The organism is Archangium sp., assembly GCF_036277355.1.
Classification (GTDB): Bacteria; Myxococcota; Myxococcia; order Myxococcales; family Myxococcaceae; genus Archangium.
On the sequence record NZ_DASUNC010000122.1, the window covers coordinates 17,477 to 38,761 of the forward strand.

At 71.7% G+C, this 21,285-nt stretch carries 17 protein-coding genes; 7 read left to right on the forward strand and 10 right to left on the reverse strand.

The features are described from left to right. Window positions 1–128 precede the first annotated feature (128 nt). Both VFZ09_RS30320 and VFZ09_RS30325 read right to left on the reverse strand, forming a co-directional pair. Window positions 129–1,574, reverse strand: coding sequence for a sigma-54 dependent transcriptional regulator (locus tag VFZ09_RS30320; protein ID WP_329731185.1), 1,446 nt, complete (start codon window positions 1,572–1,574; stop codon window positions 129–131). A 5-nt stretch (window positions 1,575–1,579) separates the two neighbouring features. After that, window positions 1,580–2,557, reverse strand: a complete 978-nt coding sequence (locus VFZ09_RS30325; protein ID WP_329731207.1) for a HAMP domain-containing sensor histidine kinase — start codon at window positions 2,555–2,557, stop codon at window positions 1,580–1,582. A 298-nt stretch (window positions 2,558–2,855) separates the two neighbouring features. Here VFZ09_RS30325 and VFZ09_RS30330 point away from each other — a divergent pair, with 298 nt between their 5' ends. Beyond that, window positions 2,856–3,116: a hypothetical protein gene (locus VFZ09_RS30330; RefSeq protein WP_329731186.1), complete on the forward strand. Its 261-nt coding sequence runs from the start codon at window positions 2,856–2,858 to the stop codon at window positions 3,114–3,116. A 25-nt stretch (window positions 3,117–3,141) separates the two neighbouring features. Further along, window positions 3,142–5,313 (forward strand): glycosyltransferase family 39 protein, encoded by a 2,172-nt coding sequence (locus VFZ09_RS30335; RefSeq protein ID WP_329731187.1) that lies wholly within the window; start codon window positions 3,142–3,144, stop codon window positions 5,311–5,313. Here VFZ09_RS30335 and VFZ09_RS30340 read toward each other — a convergent pair. After that, complete coding sequence (locus VFZ09_RS30340) at window positions 5,300–7,510, reverse strand: YfhO family protein (RefSeq protein ID WP_329731188.1); 2,211 nt, start codon at window positions 7,508–7,510, stop codon at window positions 5,300–5,302. The genes VFZ09_RS30335 and VFZ09_RS30340 overlap by 14 nt on opposite strands. 344 nt (window positions 7,511–7,854) lie before the next feature. Then, window positions 7,855–9,138 (reverse strand): porin, encoded by a 1,284-nt coding sequence (locus tag VFZ09_RS30345; RefSeq protein WP_329731189.1) that lies wholly within the window; start codon window positions 9,136–9,138, stop codon window positions 7,855–7,857. Window positions 9,139–9,376: 238 nt separating this feature from the next. Here VFZ09_RS30345 and VFZ09_RS30350 point away from each other — a divergent pair, with 238 nt between their 5' ends. Beyond that, window positions 9,377–10,180, forward strand: a complete 804-nt coding sequence (locus tag VFZ09_RS30350) for a DUF3108 domain-containing protein (RefSeq protein ID WP_329731190.1) — start codon at window positions 9,377–9,379, stop codon at window positions 10,178–10,180. Then, entirely contained in the window at window positions 10,177–10,770 is a 594-nt protein-coding gene (locus tag VFZ09_RS30355; protein WP_329731191.1) for a YceI family protein, read from the forward strand. Before VFZ09_RS30350 ends, VFZ09_RS30355 begins: the two co-directional genes overlap by 4 nt. Before the next feature lie 17 nt (window positions 10,771–10,787). Here VFZ09_RS30355 and VFZ09_RS30360 read toward each other — a convergent pair whose 3' ends face one another. From VFZ09_RS30360 to VFZ09_RS30375, 4 genes are all read right to left on the reverse strand, one after another. Further along, complete coding sequence (locus tag VFZ09_RS30360) at window positions 10,788–12,704, reverse strand: ATP-binding protein (RefSeq protein WP_329731192.1); 1,917 nt, start codon at window positions 12,702–12,704, stop codon at window positions 10,788–10,790. Beyond that, window positions 12,701–13,672, reverse strand: a complete 972-nt coding sequence (locus VFZ09_RS30365) for an ABC transporter substrate-binding protein (RefSeq protein WP_329731193.1) — start codon at window positions 13,670–13,672, stop codon at window positions 12,701–12,703. Before VFZ09_RS30365 ends, VFZ09_RS30360 begins: the two co-directional genes overlap by 4 nt. Before the next feature lie 87 nt (window positions 13,673–13,759). Continuing rightward, window positions 13,760–13,975, reverse strand: coding sequence for a hypothetical protein (locus VFZ09_RS30370; RefSeq protein WP_329731194.1), 216 nt, complete (start codon window positions 13,973–13,975; stop codon window positions 13,760–13,762). After that, window positions 13,951–14,448: a hypothetical protein gene (locus VFZ09_RS30375; protein WP_329731195.1), complete on the reverse strand. Its 498-nt coding sequence runs from the start codon at window positions 14,446–14,448 to the stop codon at window positions 13,951–13,953. Before VFZ09_RS30375 ends, VFZ09_RS30370 begins: the two co-directional genes overlap by 25 nt. A gap of 225 nt (window positions 14,449–14,673) precedes the next feature. On the opposite strand from VFZ09_RS30375, the gene VFZ09_RS30380 reads away from it, so the two are divergent. Continuing rightward, a complete protein-coding gene (locus tag VFZ09_RS30380) occupies window positions 14,674–15,516 on the forward strand; it encodes an SDR family oxidoreductase (RefSeq protein ID WP_329731196.1) in 843 nt (280 codons plus the stop codon). Window positions 15,517–15,525: 9 nt separating this feature from the next. Here VFZ09_RS30380 and VFZ09_RS30385 read toward each other — a convergent pair whose 3' ends face one another. Then, window positions 15,526–16,155, reverse strand: a complete 630-nt coding sequence (locus tag VFZ09_RS30385; RefSeq protein WP_329731197.1) for a hypothetical protein — start codon at window positions 16,153–16,155, stop codon at window positions 15,526–15,528. 37 nt (window positions 16,156–16,192) lie between these two features. Between VFZ09_RS30385 and VFZ09_RS30390 the strand changes: the two genes are divergently transcribed. Further along, window positions 16,193–19,060, forward strand: a complete 2,868-nt coding sequence (locus VFZ09_RS30390) for an aldo/keto reductase (protein WP_329731198.1) — start codon at window positions 16,193–16,195, stop codon at window positions 19,058–19,060. Window positions 19,061–19,183: 123 nt separating this feature from the next. Beyond that, window positions 19,184–20,080: a hypothetical protein gene (locus VFZ09_RS30395; protein ID WP_329731199.1), complete on the forward strand. Its 897-nt coding sequence runs from the start codon at window positions 19,184–19,186 to the stop codon at window positions 20,078–20,080. On the opposite strand, the gene VFZ09_RS30400 is transcribed toward VFZ09_RS30395, so the two are convergent. Beyond that, the gene (locus VFZ09_RS30400; protein WP_329731200.1) at window positions 20,081–21,280 is read right to left on the reverse strand and encodes a tetratricopeptide repeat protein; all 1,200 of its coding nucleotides are present in this window, start codon (window positions 21,278–21,280) and stop codon (window positions 20,081–20,083) included. Between the last annotated feature and the right edge of the window lie 5 nt (window positions 21,281–21,285).

The following is a 21,285-nucleotide window of genomic DNA, read 5'->3' on the forward strand; positions in this document are numbered from 1 at the left end:
TCTCACCTTCCGAGTGTCCGAAACCTGAAACAGAACGTTCAAACAGTCTGATCAACGTGAACGTTTCGTTCAATTCGTGCGGGCAGTTGTTGGCCGGGTGACAATGTCCGGAAGGCGTCCTTTGACGCTCAAACCGGCTGATCCTGTCGCACACCGTACTTCTGGAGCTTGCGCTCCAGGGTGGGGCGACTGATGCCGAGGATCTGGCACGTCTTGCCCTTGTGACCCTTGGTCACCGTCATGGTCAGTTCGATGAGCATCCGCTCCGCCTCCTCCAGGGTGGGGATGCGGCTGGGGTCATCGATCTGGGCGACCAGGAAGTCGGGCAGGGCGTGTCCGTTGCCGTGGACGGGGTGGCCGTTGACGGGGGCCCCCCCATGGTCGGGCTCGGTGGTATCGAGCGCGGGCAGGTTGTCGCTCAGCAGCACCTCGCCGGGGGCGAGCACCACCGCGCGCGTCAGGACGTTCTCCAGCTCCCGCACATTGCCCCGCCAGGGCAGGCGCATGAGGTGATCCAACACCTCGGGCGGCACCCGGGTGACGCGCTTGTGCACCTTCTCGTTGATGCGCTCCAGCAGGTGGTGCACCAGCGAGGGGATGTCGTCCCGGCGCTCGCGCAGCGGGGGGAGCTGCAGGGTAATGACCTTGAGGCGCTGGTAGAGGTCCTCGCGGAAACGGCCGGAGGCGACCTCGTCCACCAGGGTGCGGTGGGTGGCGGCGATGACGCGGGCGCGCAGTTTGATGCGCTTGACGCCGCCCACGCGCTCGAACTCGCGCTCCTGGAGGACGCGCAGCAGCTTGGCCTGGAGCATCAGCGACATGTCGCCGATCTCGTCCAGGAAGATGGTGCCGTCCTCGGCCATCTCGAACTTGCCGGGCTTGACGGCGTTGGCGCCGGTGAAGGCGCCCTTCTCGTGGCCGAACAGCTCGCTCTCCAGCAGCGTGTCCACGATGGCCGAGCAGTTGATGCCGATGAAGGGCTTGGGCTCGTCGTAGGAGTAGTTGTGGATGACGCGGGCGATGAGCTCCTTGCCGGTGCCGCTCTCGCCGTGGATGAGGACGGTGGCGCGGCTGGCGGCCACCTTGCCGATCTCCTTCACCAGCTGCTGCATGGACGGGCTGGTGCCGACGATGTCCCCCAGGCGCGCCGCCGCGGTCTCCACGTTCACCGTGGCCGCCCGGCGCGACAGCTGCCGGTACTCCAGGGCGCGGGACACCACGATGTCCAGGGCCGTCAGGTCCGGGAAGGGCTTGTGGATGTAGTCGAACGCTCCGGCCTTCATGGCCCGGATGGTCGTCTCCATGTCATGGAAGGCGGTGACGAGGATGATGCGCGCGTCACCGCACAGGCTCTTCATCTCCTCGATGATGTCCAGGCCCGTGCGGTCCGGGAGCTTCATGTCGAGGATGACGACGCCCGGCATGACCTCCTGCGCGACCCGGAGCGCCTCGGAGGCGCGGGTGGCCGTCACCACCTGGTAGCGCGGAGCGCCATCGTGCTCGATGTCCTCGAAGTGCATCTTCAAGGACTCGAGCAGCGAGAGGTCGTCGTCGACGATGAGAAGCGTCTCCATGTTCCTCAGGCGGCGAAGGTGAGCGTGAACACGGTGCCGGTCCCGGGAGCCGTCTCGGCGGAGGCGTCACCCCCCTGGTGCTGCAGCACGCGGCGCAGGGCCGCCAGCGACAGTCCGGCACCTCGCGCGAGGTGGCACTCGTACGGCTTGAAGATCGATTCCCGTTTCTCCTCGGGCTGCAGGCCGCCGGGCTCCACGAGCTCCATCACCACCCGGCCCTCGGAGCCGGGGCGGATGGCCACCTTCACGGTGCCCCCCTCCGATGACATCCCCATGGCCACGTTGAGCAGCACCTGGGCCAGCACCGGCCGCAGCCTGCCCGCGTCCACCCGGACCTTGGGCACGTCCGGTGCCTCGTCTATCTGTATCTCGACGCGGCGCTCGGTCAGCTCCGGGGCCACCATGGCCATGGCCTCCTGCACGAGGGTGCGCGGGGCGTGCTGCTCCAGGTTGGGCGTGGTGCCCCGGCCGTACTCGGACAGCTGCCAGAGCATCCGCTCCAGGGTGCGGATCTCCCGGTTGGCGATGGTCAGCCGGCGCTGGTCCCTCTCGGACAGGCCCGTGTTGCGCGCCAGCGTCTGCACCGCCATCTTCACCGAGCTGAGCGGGTTGCGCAGCTCGTGGCTCAGCTGCGAGGCCAGCCCCGAGAGCTGCACCGGCGGCGCGCCCTCCATCAGGGTGCGCAGGTCCACGATGACGGCGCTGGCCTCGCCCTCCTCCATGACGAGCGTCAGCCGCAGGGGCACCGGATCTCCCCCGCCGAGCGAGCCATAGAGGAACTCCACGGCCCGCCGGTCCTCGCGGGCCAGGGCATCCAACTGCCGGACCTTCTCCGGGGTGGTTCCCAGCACCACGTGGAGCGGCCGCTCCATCAACTCCGGGGCGGGGCGATGCAGCGCGCTCTCACCATCTCCCACGACGCGAGTCACTCGCAGGCTGGGGGACCATGAGATCTGGACGGCTTGCAGCAAGTGGAGGTTCATGGGCAGGTGCGAAACATAACGAATCGACATCCCGGATGTCCCCTCCGGGGGCTGGGGTTCTCCTTTAGAATCCGATACTTGGCGCTCTGGGCCCCCCGGGGGTTGCCCTGAAGGGCGCCTGGCTGTCCGCCAGGTAACATTTCGGCCGTCATGGAAGTCCGCCAGACGGCGGGTCCATGGAATCCGAGGGAAGTGCGATCATCCTCCCGATGACGGATGGAGGTGCGGTGGGGACCCATGTAGGTTGCACATCGTCGTTGGTGGCTGACCCCCGCCACCTGCCACCCCCGGAGATTCCATGATCGCCACCAAGAAGAACCTGAAGAAGCTGGGCAAGCGCCGTGGTCAGGGTATGACCGAGTACATCATCATCGTGGCCCTGATCGCCATCGCGGCGATCGGCGTCATCACCCTGTTCGGCAACAACATCCGCAAGCTCTTCGGCGCCTCCGCCGAGGCCCTGGCCGGTAACGAGGACGTGAAGAACACGGGCCAGACCGCCAAGCAGCAGCTGCAGCGCAAGTCGCTGACCAACTTCGGCGCCAACCAGGCCGACTGAAGCACCGTGGGCACCGCGTGATGCGGTGGCCGCACACAGCCCCGCGTGGCCTCCGAGGCCGCGTGGGGCTGTTGCTTTTTCCGGGGAGCCTCCTCTGAAGGGAACTGGACCCACCTGGCGCAACGCCCTGTTCTGGCTGGCCTGGGCCACGCTGCTCGCGCTCGCGCTCGCCGCCCGCACCGCGGACGGGCGGAATGTGCTCGGCGGCGGCTTCGTGGAGCTCGTCCCCACCGACTCGCACTACTACATCCGCTTCGCCCGGCTCCAGCAGCTCGCCTTTCCGCGCTTCGAGCCCTTCGACCCGTACATCAACCACCCCACCGGGGCCTCCATCATCTGGCCTCCGTTGCATACGTGGGGCGTGGCCCTCTTCCTCGCACTGGGTCCGGCGCAGCCCGAGCGCGCCGCCGCGTGGGTGGGTCCCGTCGTCTCCCTGCTCGAGCTGGGTCTGCTCTCGCTGCTCATCCGCCGAGGGTGGGGGAGGGGCGTGGCGCTCGGGACACTCGCGCTGCTCGCCCTGGTTCCCTCCGCGGTGATGGCCGGGACGCTCGGCACCGCGGACCACCACGTCCACGAGCCCACCCTCGCCGCCCTCTGCGCGCTCCTGCTGGGCCGGGCGCTGGCGCGGCGCAGTGTCATGCTCGGTGCCGTCACGGGCGCGGTGCTGGGGCTCGCGCCGCTCTTCACCACCAGCGGCTTCGTGTTGCTGCCGGGTCTCGCCGCCGCTCTTCCGTTGGCCGCCCTGCTGGGCCGGGACGTCCCGGGCCCCGGCATGGGCCGCGTGGGGTTCGCCATGGGCCTGGGCGCCGCCGCGGTGCTGGCCCTCGGCGTGGCGCTGTTCGGCGAGCCCTCGTCCCTCACGTACCACGGCCTCACGTCCTTCCAGCCCCTGCTCGCCCTGGCCCTGCTCTCCGGGGCCTCGGGCGTCGCCTCCCTCCTCGAGCGCCGCCGCGGTGGGTTCCTCCAGCTCGGACTCGCCCTGCCGTGTGCGCTGCCGCTCGTCCCGGAGGGGGTTCGCGCCTTCCAGCACCTCCTGCTCGGGGATCCGCTGCTCGCCGTCGTCATGGAGTCCATTCCCCTCTGGAAGGATCCGGACTTCGCTCGCGAGCTGCTCGGGCCGGTGCTCCTGTTGCTTCCGGTGGCGCTCGTCGCCGCGGGCGTGCGCCTGTGGCGGGAGCGGGAGGTGTCCCTGGCCCCCGTCTTCCTCGTCGCGCTCTCGCTCACCGCCGCCTCACTCCTCCAGGCGCGCTTCACCCAGGCCCTCGTGGGGAGCGCGGCCCTGCTCATCGCTTCCTCGCTGGCGGGGGTCCCGCGGGGGTTGCGTCCGTTGCTGCGGCGGGCCTCGGTGGCCGTGCTCGCGCTCGTGGGGTTGCCCCTGCTCGGCGAGGCCATGCCCCGGCCGCCCTCCCCGGAGCCGAGCCCCATCGCTCCCGTACGCTCCACGCTCCTGTGGATGCGGGAGCACACCCCTCGGCCCTCTCCGCCCTGGGACGTGCGCGTCCACCCCGACTGGGGCGTCGTCGCGCAGTACGACATGGGGCACCTGCTGGTCCTCTGGGCCGAGCGCCCCGCGGTGGCCACGCCCTTCTCCCAGGTGCCCGTGCACCAGCGCGCCAATGCCCAGGCCACCGCCGTCCTCGGCGCCTCCACCGAGGACGAGGCCTATGCCCGGGCCCGCGAGCTGACCGCGCGCTACCTCCTGCTCACCCCGTTCAACGCGCTGCTCGGCCGTCCCGGTCAGTCCCTGGAGGGCACCGTCTCGCCCTGGCTCCACGAGCACGCGGGGCTGGCCACCGGAGACCGTGCCGCGAGCAGCCACTTCCGTCTCGTCCATGACTCGGCCGAGTCGCGCCGGAAGAAGCCCGGGCTCCCGTACGCCCGTTTGTTCGAGGTGGTGCCCGGTGCCGTGCTGCGCGGCCGCTGCGGCCCTGGCGCTCCCGTGACGGCCGTGCTGGAACTGGAGACGGCTCGTGGCCAGACGCTCCGGTATGAGCCGCGCACCACCACCGGGCCGGATGGCACCTTCGCCCTGCGCGTGGCGTACCCCACCACCCGAGACACCCGTGAAGCCGATGTGCTCGCCCGAGGGCTCTACCGCCTCGACTGTGCTGGGGGTGGTGGCACCGCCCTCGTCTCCGAGCAGGCCGTGCGCGAGGGGCAGGAGGTGGAGGTGGCCGTGGATCTCACCGCGCGGTGAGTCCGGCTTCCACGCTTCGCCGCTCGGGCCCGCGAGGCCGGAGCGCCAGGGCCAGCGCGCCGAGTGCGAGCACGGAGAGCATCGCTCCCAGCCGGAAGCTGAGCGGGCGGTAGTCGAAGCGGACCTCGTGCGTTCCCGGAGGCACGCGGACCGCGCGCATGACGGCGTTGGCTCGCAGCACCGGCACGGGGGCTCCATCCAGCGTGGCCTCCCAACCCGGATAGTGCGAGTCGCTCAGCAGCAGGTAGCCCGGACCGCACGCCTCCAGCGACACCTCCACCCGGGACAGGCCGGACTCCGTCACCCGGGCCGTCGAGCCCTCGCAGCCGGGGCCCTCCAGGGGCTCGCCCTCGGAGAGCAGGGCGGTGCGGCGCAGCGGTTGCGCGGGGTCCATGAAGGCCGCCTGGGCCTCGGCGTCACCGGCCACGCGCGCGGTGTGCACCACGAAGGCCCTCGGCACGGCGGTGTCCGAGCGGTAGAGCGTGGGCAGTCCCGGCAATGTCAGCACGGGCACCAGGTCCTCGAAGGGCGGCGGGCCCCGGCGCACGTAGTAGCCCACCCCGGCCAGGTCGAAGGCCGCGCGCGCTCCCGATTCGTAGAGGGACTCGATGCGCAGCGGCTCCGGCGCGCCATAGCCCTCGAAGACGCGCAGCCGCTCCTCGACGAAGCGGTTGGGCACCAGGGCGTCCCGGCTGAGCGCGATGTACGAGCCCTCCTCGCCGGGCAGGGGCGCGGCGGTGGCGCTCGGGGTGACGGAGACCTCGGAGAGCTCGTCCGAGCCGAGGTCCACGCTGACGCGGCCCGCGTACCCGGGCGGAATGGCGGCGGCGAGCCGGGACGCCCGGCGGAGTGAAGCGAGGGATGCGCTGCCCGTGTTTCCCTGCAGCAGGTGGAAGGCGCCCAGCTCCACGAGGGCCACCACGGCCAGCGCCCGGCGGACGCGGAGCCCCCGGCCAGGGCCGGCGGCGGGGAGGATGAGGGCGAGGGCACCCGCGCCGAGCGCCAGCACCACCCACGGCAGTCCGGCCTCCACGCCGGAGCGGAAGACGGGGAGCCGGGCGAGGGGAGGGCCCACGAGCAGGGCGGCGAAGAGCGCGGCCACCACCGCGGCCACGTGCACGAGGGAGCGGCGTCCCCTCCGGGCCCGGCGTGCGAGCACGTCCAGTCCGAAGGCGGCGAGCACCGCGAGGCAGAAGGCCGCTCCAACGAAGTACTTCACCGGGTAGCGGAAGAGGTGGAAGGGCGGCAGTTGGAGAACGAGCGCCGCCGGGGGGAAGTGCGCGCCGAGCGCGAGCAGCGTGAGGACGAGCGCCCCCAGGCCGAAGGGCAGGGCCCGCCGCGAGCGTCCCAGGCCCGCGAGCGCCAGGGCGCAGACGAGGGTGCCCAGGAAGAGGACGAGGATGAAGAACTGGTCGTCCCCCTCCCAGTAGCGCGAGCGCGGGTGCTCGGCGAAGGGCCATGCCACGGAGAGGAGCTGGGGCCAGGAGAGGGACCACTCGAGCTGGTCCGTCCGTCCGGCGCCTCGGGTGGAGTTCCGGGCGAACTCGAGCGCGGGCAGGGCCACCAGTGCCCCGAGTACGAATCCCCAGGCGAGCCCCGTCCCGGTGGCCACCAGCGTGCGCACGTCCCTCCGCGCGGCGAGCGCCACGGCGAGGGCGAGCGGGGCCTGCCACAACCATGTCTCCGGCGAGCCCGCGAGGAAGGCGAGGCCCGCGACGAGCGCCACCTGCGCGGCCCGGCGCGGAGAGGGCTGGAGCGCGGCGCGGCGCGAGGCCAGCAGGAGGAGGCCCGTCCACGCGGCGGCGCTGACCACGTTCTGCTGAGCGGACAGGTCGGCGAAGGGGGCCGAGAGCGCGAAGGCGGCGGCGGCCAGCATGGCCGCGGGGCGGGAGGCGCGCAGGTGACGCAGCAGCAGGAAGGTGCCCACGGCCGCGAGCACCACATGGAGCAGGTGCTGGAGGGTGAGGCCGAGCTCCGGGCCCGCGAGCAGCACGGTGAGCAGCCGGGGCGGATAGAAGACCTGCGAGTACAGCGTCGCGGCGAACGGTTGCCCCAACCGCGGGTAGGGATTCCACAGGGGCACTTCCCCGGACCGCAGCGCCTCGAGGAGGAAGGCCGAGTCCGGGATGAAGATGCGGAAGGCGTCGCGCCCGGCCAGCACCTTCCCTTGAAGGAGGGGGCGGTACACGAGACCCATTCCGGCGAGGAGCCCCAATCCGGGGATGAGCCACCCGCTGACTGTCCGGCGCGTCGAGCCCGATGGCGTCATCGCGCCGGCAGCCTAATCCCCTTCAGGTACGTCCGCGAAGGCGTGCCCCTGAGAAAAAGCGCTGACACCGCGCTCATTTCCCCTCGCCCTCCGGGAGAGGGACGGGGTGAGGGTGCCACGCATCCCAGGTTGAACCCCCTGTCCACGAGGTGGGCCACGGGTTGGAGAACGGGGACAGATACCCTCACCCCGACCCTCTCCCGAGGGGAGAGGGGATATTGTTGAAGGGGTGAGGGGAGATGACTGGAGGGGAGATGACTGGCGGATGCGCGTCAGAAGGTCGCCTGGACCAGCAGCCGCGCTGCGATGACGTTCTGCCGCGAGATGGGCGCTCCCTTCTTGAGCAGGCTGGTCTGATCCGGCTGATCGGTGAGGAGGTACGAGCCCACCGACTCCTCGAAGATGACCGGAGTGTTGAGCTGGATGGGCAGGTCCGCGATGATCTTCGCCCCGAAGCCCTTGAACGAGTAGGTGATCGCCGGAGTCACCTCCTGGAGGGCGCGCTTGCCGGTGATGGGCGCGCTGCCCACGGCGAACCGCTCGTCCGGGAGCACGAGCGCGTACCGCAGCGCCACCTGCACCGGATTCCACTGGTACGCCACCTGCGCCCGGCCACCCGCCACCCGGATGTCGCCGTAGTCATTCTGGTAGACGCCGAAGTTGCCCTCCAACTCGCCCGACAACACACCCGGGCCCACGGGCGCGCGCGCCGCGGCGTCCGCGCCCACCTGCCACAGCCTGCCCAGGGTGAACGGCGCCTGCGCGAGGAACGGGTTCCAGTTCCCGTTGATGAGCAGCGACTTCTCCGCCGGCCGGGTGTTGAGCACCGTCGAGTGGCCCACCAGCGAGTCCTTCATGTAGAAGCCGTTCACGAAGAACGCCATCTGCAGCTTGTCGGGCATGGCCTGGAGGTTGCGCGTCGCGAAGACGTCCTCGCCGATGCCGGTGTCGACGCCCGCGCGCAACACCACCATCGGGGTGCCGAGGGTCTGCGGCAGGTAGCGCTCGGGGATGCCCCGGCCGCCGCCCGTGAAGATGCCCACGCCCGCCACCAACGGGCCCGCCTGGGTGTGGAAGGTCGCGCCCACGTCCCGGCCCACCCGGAAGGCCAGGTTCTGGATCGACCGGTCCGCGAAGAGCAGGGTGCCCGACTCCGTCAGGCGCTCGCGGCCGTAGGGCACCCGGAACTGGCCCACCCTCACGTACGAGTTCCCGAGGATCTTCACCGGGATGTCCACGTACATGTCCAACAGGCCCAGCGAGATGCCCGGAGTCGGCGCCTTGATCTCGTCCTCGCCACCGAAGGCGAGCATCACGCCGTAGCGCCAGTCCTCCACGTTGCCCGAGAGCATGACCCGGCCCTGCTTGAGGAAGAGGTAGAGCCGCTCGTCGTTCCGGGCGCCGTCGTCGAGCCTTTGGGCGAAGCCGAGCAGCTGCAGCCGGCCTCCCACGTTCATGGTCGCGTTCTCCGTCTTGAGAACCTCCGCGCCCTGGGCCACGCCCGACACACCAAGGAGTGCAGCGGCAAGGGTTGCTGCCAGATTCTTGAGCTTCATGGGGTCTTCCTCTCGAGGGTTCTTGATGGGCGACTGAACCGGCCGCCTCATGCCGCGACGACAGAGCAAGCCGCGCGCCAACTCGCTTCCCAAGAGGAGGAGAGGGAAAGGGCCCGCATCATCTGCGCGGATCCCTCCGCCCGCGCAGGTCTTGCACCGTGAGGCGCTCCGCTCCGCTCCGTGACCCGCCACGGCACATGGCTTGAAGGAGGGTGGGGCGTACCCGATGGAGACCTCGATGCCCAATCCCTCTCAATGGAGCAGAAGCCGCCCCGCGGGCCTTCTCCGAGCGGCGCTCCTTCTCCTGCTGTCGTGGGGACTGGCTCCGTCGGTCCGGGCCCAGGAGGCCCAGGCGGGTGGTGAGCGGCCCTTCATGGAAGGCGAGGTGCTCGCCTATCAGGTTTCGCTGGGAAAGCACGGGCGGAGCGGGACGGGATGGTTGCGCGTTCAGTCCGCCCCGCCGTTGCGTGAGGAGCCGGTGGTGCTGCTGCGCTTCGACTTCGAGACGAGCGTGGGGCCCTTCCGCATCCAGCACCACTCGCGCTCGTGGCTGAGCTCCCGGCGCATGGCGGCCCTGCGCTACGAGGTGGACGAGCGCATCCCGCTCAAGTCCGTCCGCGAGCGGGTGGAGATCTTCCCCGACGAGGGGCGGTGGGTGCGGCCCACCACCCAGGGACGGAGCAGCTCGCCGGAGCCGCTGGACGAGCTGTCCTTCCTCTATGCGCTGCGCACCATGGAGCTCACGCCCGGGCGCGTGCACCGGATGGACCGGCACTTCGATGCGCGGCGCAACCCGGTGGTGGTGCGCGTGCTGCGGCGCGAGCCGTTGCGCGTCCCGGCCGGAGAGTTTTCCACCGTGGTGGTGGAGATGGAGGTGCGCGACCCCGAGCGCTTCGGGGGCCGCGGCCTGCTGCGTCTGTACCTCACCGATGATGAACGCCGGCTGCCGGTGCGCATCGAGTCGCAGGTGCCCGTCGCCGGGCAGCTGGTCCTCGAGCTCGAGCCGCGCCCGCCGGACAACGAGAGGAGAGCCGAACCATGAAACGCTTTGTTCCGCTGTTGATGATGACGCTGGGTTGGCCGGGGCTGGCCGCCGCGCAGACCGCCGTGGAGTTGCAGCCGGGTGGCGAGCTGGCCATCGACGGGACGTCCACGGTGCGCAGCTTCACCTGCAAGGCGAAGGGGATGGACGCCCGCTTCACCCCGGGCGAGGCCGGCGGTGCGCTCACATTGGAGCAACTGGCCGGAGCGCTGCGCGAGGCTCAGCTGGAGATTCCCACCAGCAAGCTCGACTGCGCCAACGGGACGATGAACGAGCACATGTCCAACGCCCTGCAGCAGCAGCAGCACCCCACCATCCGCTTCCGGATGAGTGGCTACGAGGCGAGCGCTCCAAAGGACGGCCAGGTGCCCCTGCGCATCCGCGGCGAGCTCACGATGGCGGGGGTGACGAAGCCGGTGGACCTGGTGGCCCGCGCCTCGAGCACGCCCGAGGGCAAGCTGCGCGTGCAGGGCCGGTACCTGCTGCGCATGACGGACTGGGGCGTGCGCCCGCCCACCCTGATGCTGGGCACCATGAAGGTGGGTGACGCGGTGGTCATCCGCTTCGACCTCGCGCTCGCGCGGAAGTAGGCCTCGGGCACCACCGCTCAGGCGGACTTCGCCTGGCCGCTGGCCTTCCCGACCTTGTCGGCCACGGGCATGTAGACGCGGAAGGTGGTGCCCTTGCCCACTTCGCTGGACACCTCGATGCGCCCCCCCATCGCCGTGACGATGCCATGGCAGATGGACAGGCCCAGCCCCGTCCCCACGCCCACGGGCTTGGTGGTGAAGAACGGCTTGAACAGCCGCTGCAGGTTCTCCGGCGGAATCCCCACGCCCGTGTCCCGCACCGACACCACCACCCAGCTCTCGTCCACCCGCTCCGTGATGACGTGGACGCTGTGCGCCTTCGCGTCCCCCTCGGGAATGGCCTGGCCCGCGTTGACGAGCAGGTTGAGGAACAGCTGCCCGAGCCGCGACTCGTTGGCCAGCACGCGCGGCACCTCCCCGTACTCCTTCACCAGCTGCGCGCGGTGGCGGATGGTGGTGCGCGCCAGGCTCGCGCACGAGTCGAGCACCGCGTGGATGTCCACCGGGCCGAAGTGCTCGTCCTCCCGGCGCGAGAAGCTCCTCAGGTCATGCACGATGTTGCGCATGCGCTCGCCGCCCTCGAGTGCCTCGCGCAGCGCCTGTTGCACTTCCCGCGACTGCTCGTCCGACAGCGGCTTGCCCGCCTCGCCCGCTTCCCCCAGCTCGTCCACCGCGAAGCGCAGGTTGCTCAGCACGTAGGAGATGGGGTTGTTCAGCTCGTGCGCCACGCCCGCCGCCAGCGTGCCCAGCGACACCATCCGGTCCGTGGTGCGCAGCTTCTCCTGCACCTGCTTGCGCTCGGTGACGTCGCGCGCGATGGACACCACCGCCGGCTGCCCATCGAAGGGAATGGAGAACGTCACCACCTCGCCCAGCACCTGCTGCCCTTCCCGGTACCGGAAACGCACCTCCCGCGCCGAGCCGGGCTGGGACGTCTCGGCGAGCGAGTCCTGCTCCCCGGGCATGAGCAGCTCCTCCACCGCCCGGCCCCGCAGCTCCTCCTCGCGCGTGTAGCCCAGCAGCGCGACGGCCGCGGGGTTGGCGAAGAGCAGCCTCCGCTCCCGGTGGACGAAGACGGCGTCCGGCGTGCGCTCGATGAGCGTGCGGAAGCTCGCCTCCGAGCGCCGCAGGGCCTCCCGCTCCTGGCTGAGGCGCTCGGCCATCTCGTCGAAGGCCCGGCCCAGCGCCCCCATCTCGTCCATCCCGCGCAACCCGGCGCGTGCGCTCAGCTCTCCCCCCGCGAGCTGGTGGGCGACGAACTCCAGGCGCCGCACGCGCCTCCCCAGCGCGAAGTGGAAGAAGAGCCCCAGCAGCCCGGCGATCAGCACCAGCAGCAGGCTCGAACGGAGCGCGGAGCGCTCGGCCCGGTAGCGCTGCGCGGCCTTGAGCTGCGTCAGGTCGTGCTGGAGGTAGAGGATGCCCACCTGGCTCCCCAGGGGCTGGGGGCTGAGCTGGATGGGGTAGTAGCCCTCCACCCGCGAGCCGTCCTCGCTCACCTGCACGTCCCCGCTCATCCGCACCCTCGCGGTCTTCATGCGGGCGAGGGCTCCCGGACGGATGAGCTCCGGCCAGGCCTCCCAGACCGGATGGCCGAGCAGGTCCAGCCGGGTGGCGGCCAGCACGTTGCGCTGGTCATCGAGCAGCAGTCCCACCGTCAGGTGGGGATTGGAGCCCAGGTCCGCGAGCTCCTCGCGCACGGCCTCGAGCTGTCCGGTGCGCAGCAGGTACTCGAGCGTCCCCTGCAGGTGCGTCATCCGCTGGGTGACGTCCTCGCGCACGTGCTCCTCCACCTGCTGCTCGCGGTGGACCATGTCGCGCCCCAGCGTGTAGAGGCCGAAGAAGCACGCATACGCCAGCAGCAGCAGCGGGACGAGCACCCGCATGGTCAGCAACCGGTGCCACCCGGCGCGCCGTGTGGGGACGGAAGCGCTCATGGCGACACCCGCGTCAGTGGCGCCGTCTCGAGCATCCGCGAGGACTCCGTCCGTCCTGGGAGCCCGGGAAGCAGCTGGTGGTGCCGCAGCAACTCCCCCATCTGCTCGAGCGTCTCCCGCAGGACGGGCCGCGGGCCGGTGAGCAGGGTGTGCTGGGACGGCTCGTCCATGAGCCGCACGCCGGCCATGGCCTCCTGGAAGCGCTGGGGGTCCAGGCCGAGCCGGCCCGACATCCGCTGCATCGCCTCCTGGGGATGTTGCTGCTTCCAGGCGAGCGTGGAGAACCAGCCGCGCAGCAGCGCGTCCACGTGCTGGGGCCAGGCCTCGAGGAACTCCTCGCGCACCACCACCACGTCGATGATCTCCCCGGGGAGGCGGGAGCTGTCGAAGAGCCTGCGGGCGCCCAGGCTGGCGAGCCGCTGGCAATACGGCTCGAAGGTCACCACCGCATCCAGCTCGCCCCGCTGCCATGCCGCCACATGGGTCTCCAGGGGGCGGATGTCCAGCCGCACGTCCTCGTGCCGCAGCCCGGCCTGCTCGAGCGCCCGGGTGAGCATGTACATCCCGAGCACCGACTCCTCGGAGCTGATCCGCCGGCCCTGGAGCGCGGAGATCGACTCCAGCTCGGGCCGGGCCATCACGCAGTCCGCCCCGTGCGAGGCGTCGAGCACCAGCACCACCTTCGGATCATGGCCGAGCTGCTCGAGCGACAGCACCTCCTCGAGGGTGGTGGACACCGCGTCGATGGCGCCGTTGCGGAACGCGCGCATGAGCTGGGCGGAGGACACGTACTCGACCAGGTGGATGCGCTCGGAGGGGAGCAGTCCCAGCTTCTGGCCGAGGAAGAGCGGCTCGTTGCCGGGCCAGGGCGTCGTGCCCAGCCGGAGCCGGGGCTCGGGCGTGGGCGTGCATGCGCACAGCAGCAGCAGTGCCGCGAGCAGCCAGCTCTGGGGTCTGGGTGCGTTCATTCCGGGTCCAGATCCAGGATATCAAGAAAAGCGCCCGCGTCGCGACGATCCTCCAGGCTGCCTGCCCTCCAGGCAATCAGGCCCGCTTCACCGGGAAACCGATGGGGCCGCCTCGTGTATCCGCTGGACGCGGGCGCGCAGGGACTCCAGGGCCTGCTGACCACCGGGGGCCGCGTGCAGGTGCTCGAAGATGAAGCCCGGCCCACCGGCGACGAGCCGCTCGACGGTGGCGGCGCTCTCCCCGGGTGGCTCCCGGGGGAGGAAGTCCAGCACCGGATTCATGTCCCGGTTGATGAGCGGCACGTGCGAAGCACCACGCCCCCGGGCCGCAGGTGCCGGCGCGCCTCGCGGAAGTGCTCCTGGGTGTAGAGCCGCAGGCCGTCCTCGCTCGCGAGCATCATCGCGTCCGACAGGATGACGTCGTACGTGTCGGGGCTCATCTTCAGGACGTGCCGGCCGTCCATCACGTCCACGCGCACGTTGGCGCGCCGGCTGGCCTTCCCGTTGAGCGCCTCGAAGTACTGCTCGGCCATCGGAATCAGGTGCTCGTCGAGCTCGGCGATGTGCAGCAGCTCGGGCTCGTGCCCACCCGGCTTCGATATCCCCTCTCCCTCCGGGAGAGGGACGGGGTGAGGGTATCGGATGCCCGTGCCGGCCCCCCGTGTCAGGCGCAGCACCCAGGGCTGGAGACCGGGCACGGGGGTGGAGGCGGCATCGCTCGCCGGGAGGCCGGGAGGATCGGGCGGACGGAGCACCGCGGCCGGGGTCTGTCTCATCGGGGCGTGAGCGCGAGGATGCCACGACCTCGGACTTCTCTCGGATCCACGCCCGCTGGGAGCGCCCGCGCACCGGGTGGAAACGGGTCAACCCCGTTTCGTGAGAACCCGGATAAATCACGGCTTTTTACTGGATTACTGGATAATTCCAGCATAGCTGGCAACCCGTGTGCCTTCCCCGAGCGGGGCTGGTGCACGGAAGGTGCTTGTGAAACGAGGGTTGCCATGACGAAGGACTTCCTGAAGGACCGGGTGTGCCTGGTGACGGGTGGGGCCCAGGGGATCGGCTGGGCGACGGCGCGGCGGCTCGCGGAGGCCGGAGGCACGGTGTACGTGTGCGACATCTCCGAGGAGCACCTGAAGACGGCGTCGGCGAGGGCGGCCGAGCTGCCCTGGCCCGGGCGCTTCCACTTCGCCCGCTGCGACGTGGCGGACCGGCAGGGAGTGGAGGCGTGGTGCCAGGGGGTGCTGGAGAAGGAGGGCCGCATCGACGTGCTGGTGAACAACGCCGCCTTCATCCGGTGGGAGAGCGTGCTGGACATGTCCGTGGAGGACGTGGAGCGGACGATGGAGGTGGGCTTCAACGCCATCGTGTACACCACGCGCAAGGTGCTGCCCTCCATGCTGGAGAAGGGGCGGGGCCACATCGTCAACGTGGGCTCGTCCGCGGGACGCGTCTTCGCGGGCAGCTCGTCCGCGGCCTATGCGGCGGTGAAGGCGGCGGTGGGCGGGTACACGCAGATGTTGCAGGAGGAGCTGCGGAACACGCCGGTGCACGCGATGCTCGTGCGTCCGGGGACGGTGGCGGGGACGGAGTTCTTCGGCAAGCACGTGCCCTCCTCGCGTATGCCCCGGCTGGCGGACTTCGTGCGGCCCCTGAGCCCCGACGAGGTGGCGGAGGCCATCCTGGAGGGAATCGGGCGGCGCAGGCCCATCGTGGACGTGCCCCGCTCGCTGGGCGTCTTCTACGTGCTCTTCGATCACGCGCCGGGCCTGCTGCGCTGGATGACGCGCGTGGGCGGCAGCGCCCGGAGTGATTTCGGCGTCCTGCCGGGCCGGCCCGTCTGAGGCGCGGCGTCAGCCGGTGGAGCGCAGACGGTGGACGAGGATGTTCTGGACCGCCTCGGCGACCCGCCCGGTGTCGGGCTGGAGCTCCTCGGGGAGCCAGTAGAAGAGCGTCCGGCCCTCGGCCTCCACCCGGGTGCGGAGAAAGGACATGCCTCCCGACTCGGCCCGCTCGCCGCTCCGGGGAAGGCAATGGCGGCACAGGCAGGGCAGGGGTCCCCGCGTATCGTGGGCCGTGAGGTTGATGCGCGGCCCCCCTTCCAGCAGCGCCACGTCCCCGGCCGTCAGCGTCCGAGGCGTCTGCAGGGACATGCCCAGGGCTCCCTTCGCGGCCTGGATGCCCTTGCCCGACTCGAAGCGGAGGCGGGGAATGAGGGCGGTGACGTCCGTGATGGGCACGCGGTTGGGGGCGGCGCGCCACTCGCCGTCCTCGAAGCGCAGGGCCTCGAGCACCGCCACCAGCCAGAGTGACTCCGAGGGCGGCCGCACGGTGACGAGGAAGAGGCGCCCTCCGGCGCGCAGCGGCTCCAGGTGCTTGCTGGCGCTGCGGTAGCGATCGGTGGGGAGTACCTCGCCAGGGGCACGTCCGGCCGCTTCCTTCTCGAACACGGCCTTGCTGATGATCGCCAGCATGTCGGGCATGTCCCCGATTCTATCAGGGCGCGTAGAGTCCGAGGGCATGGGCCTGTTGGATCCAGCCGTGGTGCGGCTGCTCGACGAGAACGCCGAGGTGCGCCGCGAGGCGGTGGAGGCCGTGGACACCTCGGCCGCGCCGGGCCGCTTCGCCCTGCGTCAGGCGCTGCTGACGGACGAGGACGCCGAGGTCCGCGCCTCCGCCGCGCGCCGGTTGGGGGAGCTCCGGGATGGGCGCTTCGTCCCGGCGCTGCTCGAGGCCCTGGGAGACCCGATGGCCAGTGTGCGCGACCGGGCCTGGCGCGCCCTGGCCCGGCTGGGTTCGGAGGTACTGCTGACACGGGTGCCCCGGGCCCTTCGCGAGGAGCCGGTCTGGTGGGTGCGCCGCGCGGCGATCCGGGCCGCGGCCTCGGTGGCGGGCTCGGGGGCCCTGGAGCTCCTGTTGGAGGCGCTGGAGGACCCCTTCTGGCGCGTGCGCAACGCGGCGGTGCAGGCGCTGGCCTGGTGGGGAGAGGCGGACGCGCTCGTGCGGCAGCGGGTGCGCGCCGGGGCCAGCGATTCCCGGAAGGGCGCGGTGAAGGCCGCCGCCGCGTACCTGGAGGGCGTGTGGGGTGGGGCGGCTCCGGCTTCGGCCGAGTCCCTCCTGCCCACGCCCGGGCCGTCCCAGGGAATGGCGGGGCCGCTCGACAACGAGGATCCGGCGGTGGTGACGGCGCGGCTCGAGCGGATGCCCGCCTCGGACGTGCCCGTGGCCGAGCTGGTGAAGTGGCTCGGAGATCCCCACGAGCCGCTGCGGGCCCTGGCCCGGCGGCGGCTGCGCGAGCGGAGGGAGCCGGAGGCCCTGCGGCTCGCGCTGCGGTGGTTGGACGAGCCGCGTGTCCCGCATGCCGCGGACGAGGTCCGGGCCCTGCTCGAGCGGCTCGACGTGGACGAGGTGGCGCTCGCGTTCCGGATTCTCGACGAGCCGCCGAGGCCGGGCGCGGTGGGGCTGGCGGCATGGGTGGCCGCGCGCAGGGCGCATCCGGGGCTGCTGGAGCGGGTCCGTCCCCTGGCCCGGCACCCCGAGCCCGCGGTGCGGCGCGCGGCGCTCTCGGGGCTCGTGCATGACCCGGAGAGCCGGGCCCTGGTCCTGTCCGCGCTCGAGGACTCCGACGAGACGGTGCGCGAGGAGGTGCTCGCCGCGTGGGAGCGGAGGCCGGTGGCCCCGGAGGCGCTCGAGGCCCATGCCCGGGCGCTGGTGGCCTTCGCGCCTCGCGCCCGTTCCCCTCGCGAGCGCCGGGCGGTGGCGGAGGCGGCGGCCTTCCTGGAGGACGAGCTCCCGCTGGCCCGGGCCTCGGGGGACGAGGACCCGTCCATCCGCGCGGTGGCGTTGGCGGCGCTCCTGGAGCTCGGGGTGCTCTCCGAAGCGGAGCTGCGCGAGGCCTCCCGGCACGAGGATCCGTGGATCCGCGCCGCCGTGTTGGACACGGACTCGGCGAGGGCCGCGTGCGGAAGCGACCCGGACCTGCCGGTGCGCCGCGCGGCGATGCACCTCCTCGTGTCCCGCCGGCACGCGCTGTCCGCCCCGGACTCGCGCGCCGTGGCGCTCCTGGGAGCGGGGTCTCCGGACCCGTGGATCCGCGCCCGCGCGGCCGGGCTGCTCCAGGCGGAGGGGGAGCGGGAGGAGCTGGGCGCGCTGCTGCGCCTGTCGCTCGACACCTCGCCCATGGTGCGGGCCGCGGCGGCCTCGGCGCTGGAGGCGTGTGACACGCTCGACGTGCGGCTGGCGGACCTGCTGCACGGCCCCGGGGCGGAGCGGGCCGAGGACGTCCGTGTCTCCGCCTACACGTGGTGGCTCCGCCAGGGGGATGACGCCGCCTTCGAGCGCCTGTGCGCCGTGTTGCGCGATGCCTCCGAGCCGGAGCGGGTGGCCTCGCACCTGGAGGCGCTGACGCTCGTCTTCCCCGACGAGGCCCTCGCGCGGGCTCCCGACATCGAGCGCCGCCGGCCCACGCGTTCGCAGCGGATGCAGGCGCCAGTCCGCGCGGCACCCGAGTCCCCGTTGCACTCCTCCCGGCGGCTCCTGGGCCGGACGGGGTTGAGCGTCTCGCCGCTCGTGCTCTCGGGTGCCCACGGCCTGCCGGTCAGCGCACTGGCCGAGGCCCATGAGGCCGGGGTGAACGCGTTCTTCTGGGAGCCGCGCTACACGGAGCTCACGCGCTTCCTGCGCTCGGGCCGGACGCGGAGGGACGGGCTCGTGGTGGTGGCGGGCACGTACCACTCGGGCGCCGAGGCCATCCGCCGGGACGTGCGGGCCGCGCTGCGCCTGCTGCGCACGGACCACCTGGATGTCTTCCTGCTGTTCTGGGTGCGCTCGCGCGAGCGGCTGGACGCGGAGAACTTCGAGGCGCTCGAGGCCCTGCGCGCCGAGGGCCGCCTCCGTGCCTTCGGCTTCTCCACCCACCACCGGGAGCTCGCACGGGAGGCTCTGAGCCAGCACCCGTGGCCGGTGGTGATGACGCGCCACAGCGCCGCGCACCCGGGCGCGGAGGCGGCGCTCTTCCCCGAGGCCCTCGAGCGCGGGACGGGCGTACTGACCTTCACCGCCACCTGTTACGGGCGCCTCTTGCGGCCCGCGCCGGGCGAGCCCCCGGACACGCCGCTCCCCAGCGCCGTGGACTGCTACCGCTATGCGCTGTCCCAGCCCGGAGTGGGCGCGTGCCTCAGCGCACCGCGCAACCACCGCGAGCTGAGGCAGAACCTGGAGGTGCTCGAGCGCCCCTGGATGATGCCGGACGTGCTGGCGGCGATGCGTGCCCACGGCGAGCGCGTACGAGCGGGCAACCAGCGCTTCAATGCCCTCGTGCGTCAGGCCCCGGGAGGCACGCGCGACACCCTGCTGGCGCTGCTCGACGAGGAGTCACCCGGCGTCTGAGAATTCGAGAGCGTGGCGACTGTTCACGGGCAACGGAGCCGGTGTGTGCTGGAGCATCCACGTGAACCCGCGCGGCGACACTTCTCCTGGAGCCCACCCCCACGGGCTCCAGGGGAATACGCCATGAAAGCCACCCAAGTGCTCGGAGTGATGCTGCTGGTCCTCACCGGAGGCTGTGGCCCGGTGGATGAACCCGTGAACCCGTCCGGGGCGCCTGCCCACACGGCGGCCCAGGCCCTCGAGGAGGGCAATGGACTCGCCTTCAACGGGCTCGCCTTCAACGGCCTGGCCTTCAACGGGCTCGCCTTCAACGGGCTCGCCTTCAACGGCCTGTCCAGCGCCAGCTTCTCGTCCTGGTTCCAGCAGCACCCGGCCGAGTCCAACCAGTTCATGAAGTACCTGGTCCATTGCTCCGTCCCGGCCGGGCAGACCCGGACGTACTCGGATGGCACGGCCACCCATGTCTGGAACGGCGGCCTCGGGCTGGCACCCGCCTGGTCCAACGGCTCGCCCGCGACGCTGGAGGAGCAGCAGGTCGTCTCCGCGTGCCTGGCCTCGCTCGTCAACAAGTACGGGCGCACCGTGCTCATCTCCATCCTGGGCACCAATGCGCTGGGGCGGTCCATTCCCACCACGGCCTCGGAGCGGGGCAGCTTCACCCTCCGGGAGGGGTGCTTCTTCGGCAACCTCTTCAACGGGGAGGGACTGTTCGCCGGCAACGATCAGGGCATGCTGTTCCCGGAGCAGAGCAGCCTCCGCGCCTGTGCGCTCTCGAGCGGCAATGCGTGCCCGCCGCTCACCCATGTGGGGAGCTGCCACGCGCGCTGCCAGCCGGACATCACGGGCTCGTACTTCATCCGGTGCACCGTCAACGGCGTCACCTACCACCCGCTCACCACGCGGCTGCGTCCCCAGGACATCTCCACGTGTGGGGACGGCATCTGCCAGCGGCCCAACGAGTCCTGCGGCACCGGCAACCGCGCCGACAGCTGCAAGCGCGATTGCGGCGTCTGCGACTGATCAGCCGCGGATGATGGGCGGCCGCATGGGCGCCCCGTGGATCTGCGCCTCCAGCTTCCGGGCCTGCTCCACCAGGGCCGCGTCGTTGCTGGCCTTCACGGGCTCGAGGGCCGACAGGGCCTCGGGCTTGCGGCCCTGCTTGAAGAGCGCCAGCGCGAGGTTGAGGCCCACCCGGGGCTCCTTCGGGTGCTCCTCGGACAGCACGCGGAGCACGCGCTCCGCCTCGGCGGCCCGTTCCTCCGCCAGGTACAGGCGCGACAGATCCAACATGGGCTCCAGGGCCCGCGGCGCGGTGCGGTGCAGCTCCTCCAGCACCGCGAGCGCCTCGGCGTGCTGGCCCTGCGCCGTGCGCACCTGCGCGAGCGCGTGCCGGGGCTCGAGCGCCTCGGGGGCGCGCTGGATGGCCTCCTGGAGCGCCTGGGCCGACTCGGGCAGCTTCCCCATGGTGAGCAGGGCCAGGCCGCGCTGGTAGAGGGGGTTGGCATCCCCGGGCTTGAGGGCCTCGAGCGCGCGCGCCGCCTCGACGGCCTTCTGGGGCTCGCCCATCACCAGGGCGCATTGGAAGCGCGCCTCCTGCAGCGGCGCCTCGCGGGGGTGGGCGGTCACGGCCTCCGTCAGCACGCCCATGGCCGCGCCGAAGTCCTTCAGGGCCATGAGCGCGCGGGCATGCAGCAGCCGGGGCATCCACTCGCCGGGGGCGAGCCCGCTGGCCACGCGGAACGCCTCCCTGGCCTTCTCCGGGCGGCCCTGGCGCAGGGCCACCTGTCCCAGGTCCACCAACGCCTGGGGGCTCTCGGGATGGAGGGTGAGCGCCGCGCGCAGCGCCTGGGAGGCCTCGGCGTCCATGCCCCGGCGCAGCAGGGCCTGGGCGTGGGCGTAGTGCTCCGCGAAACCGGCGCCCGGGGCCTGCGCCAGGCTGGCCAGCTCCTTCAGGATGCCGGGGCTGTCCCCATCATCGTCCAGGGAGGCGCTCAGGGCGCGCGCGGCCGGGTGCTGGGGGGAGATCGCCACCGTGCGCGCGAGCGACTTCCGGGCCGCCTCGGGCTGGCCGAGGGCGAGCTGGGCCCGGGCCAGGCCGAACCAGCAGTCCACGTCCTGGGGCTGCGAGCGGAGCGCGGCCTCGAAGGCGGAGACCGCCGCGGCGAAATCGCGTCGGGCGAGGAGCTGAAGACCTGGCTGGGCGTGCTCGGAAGGGTTCATGGCGC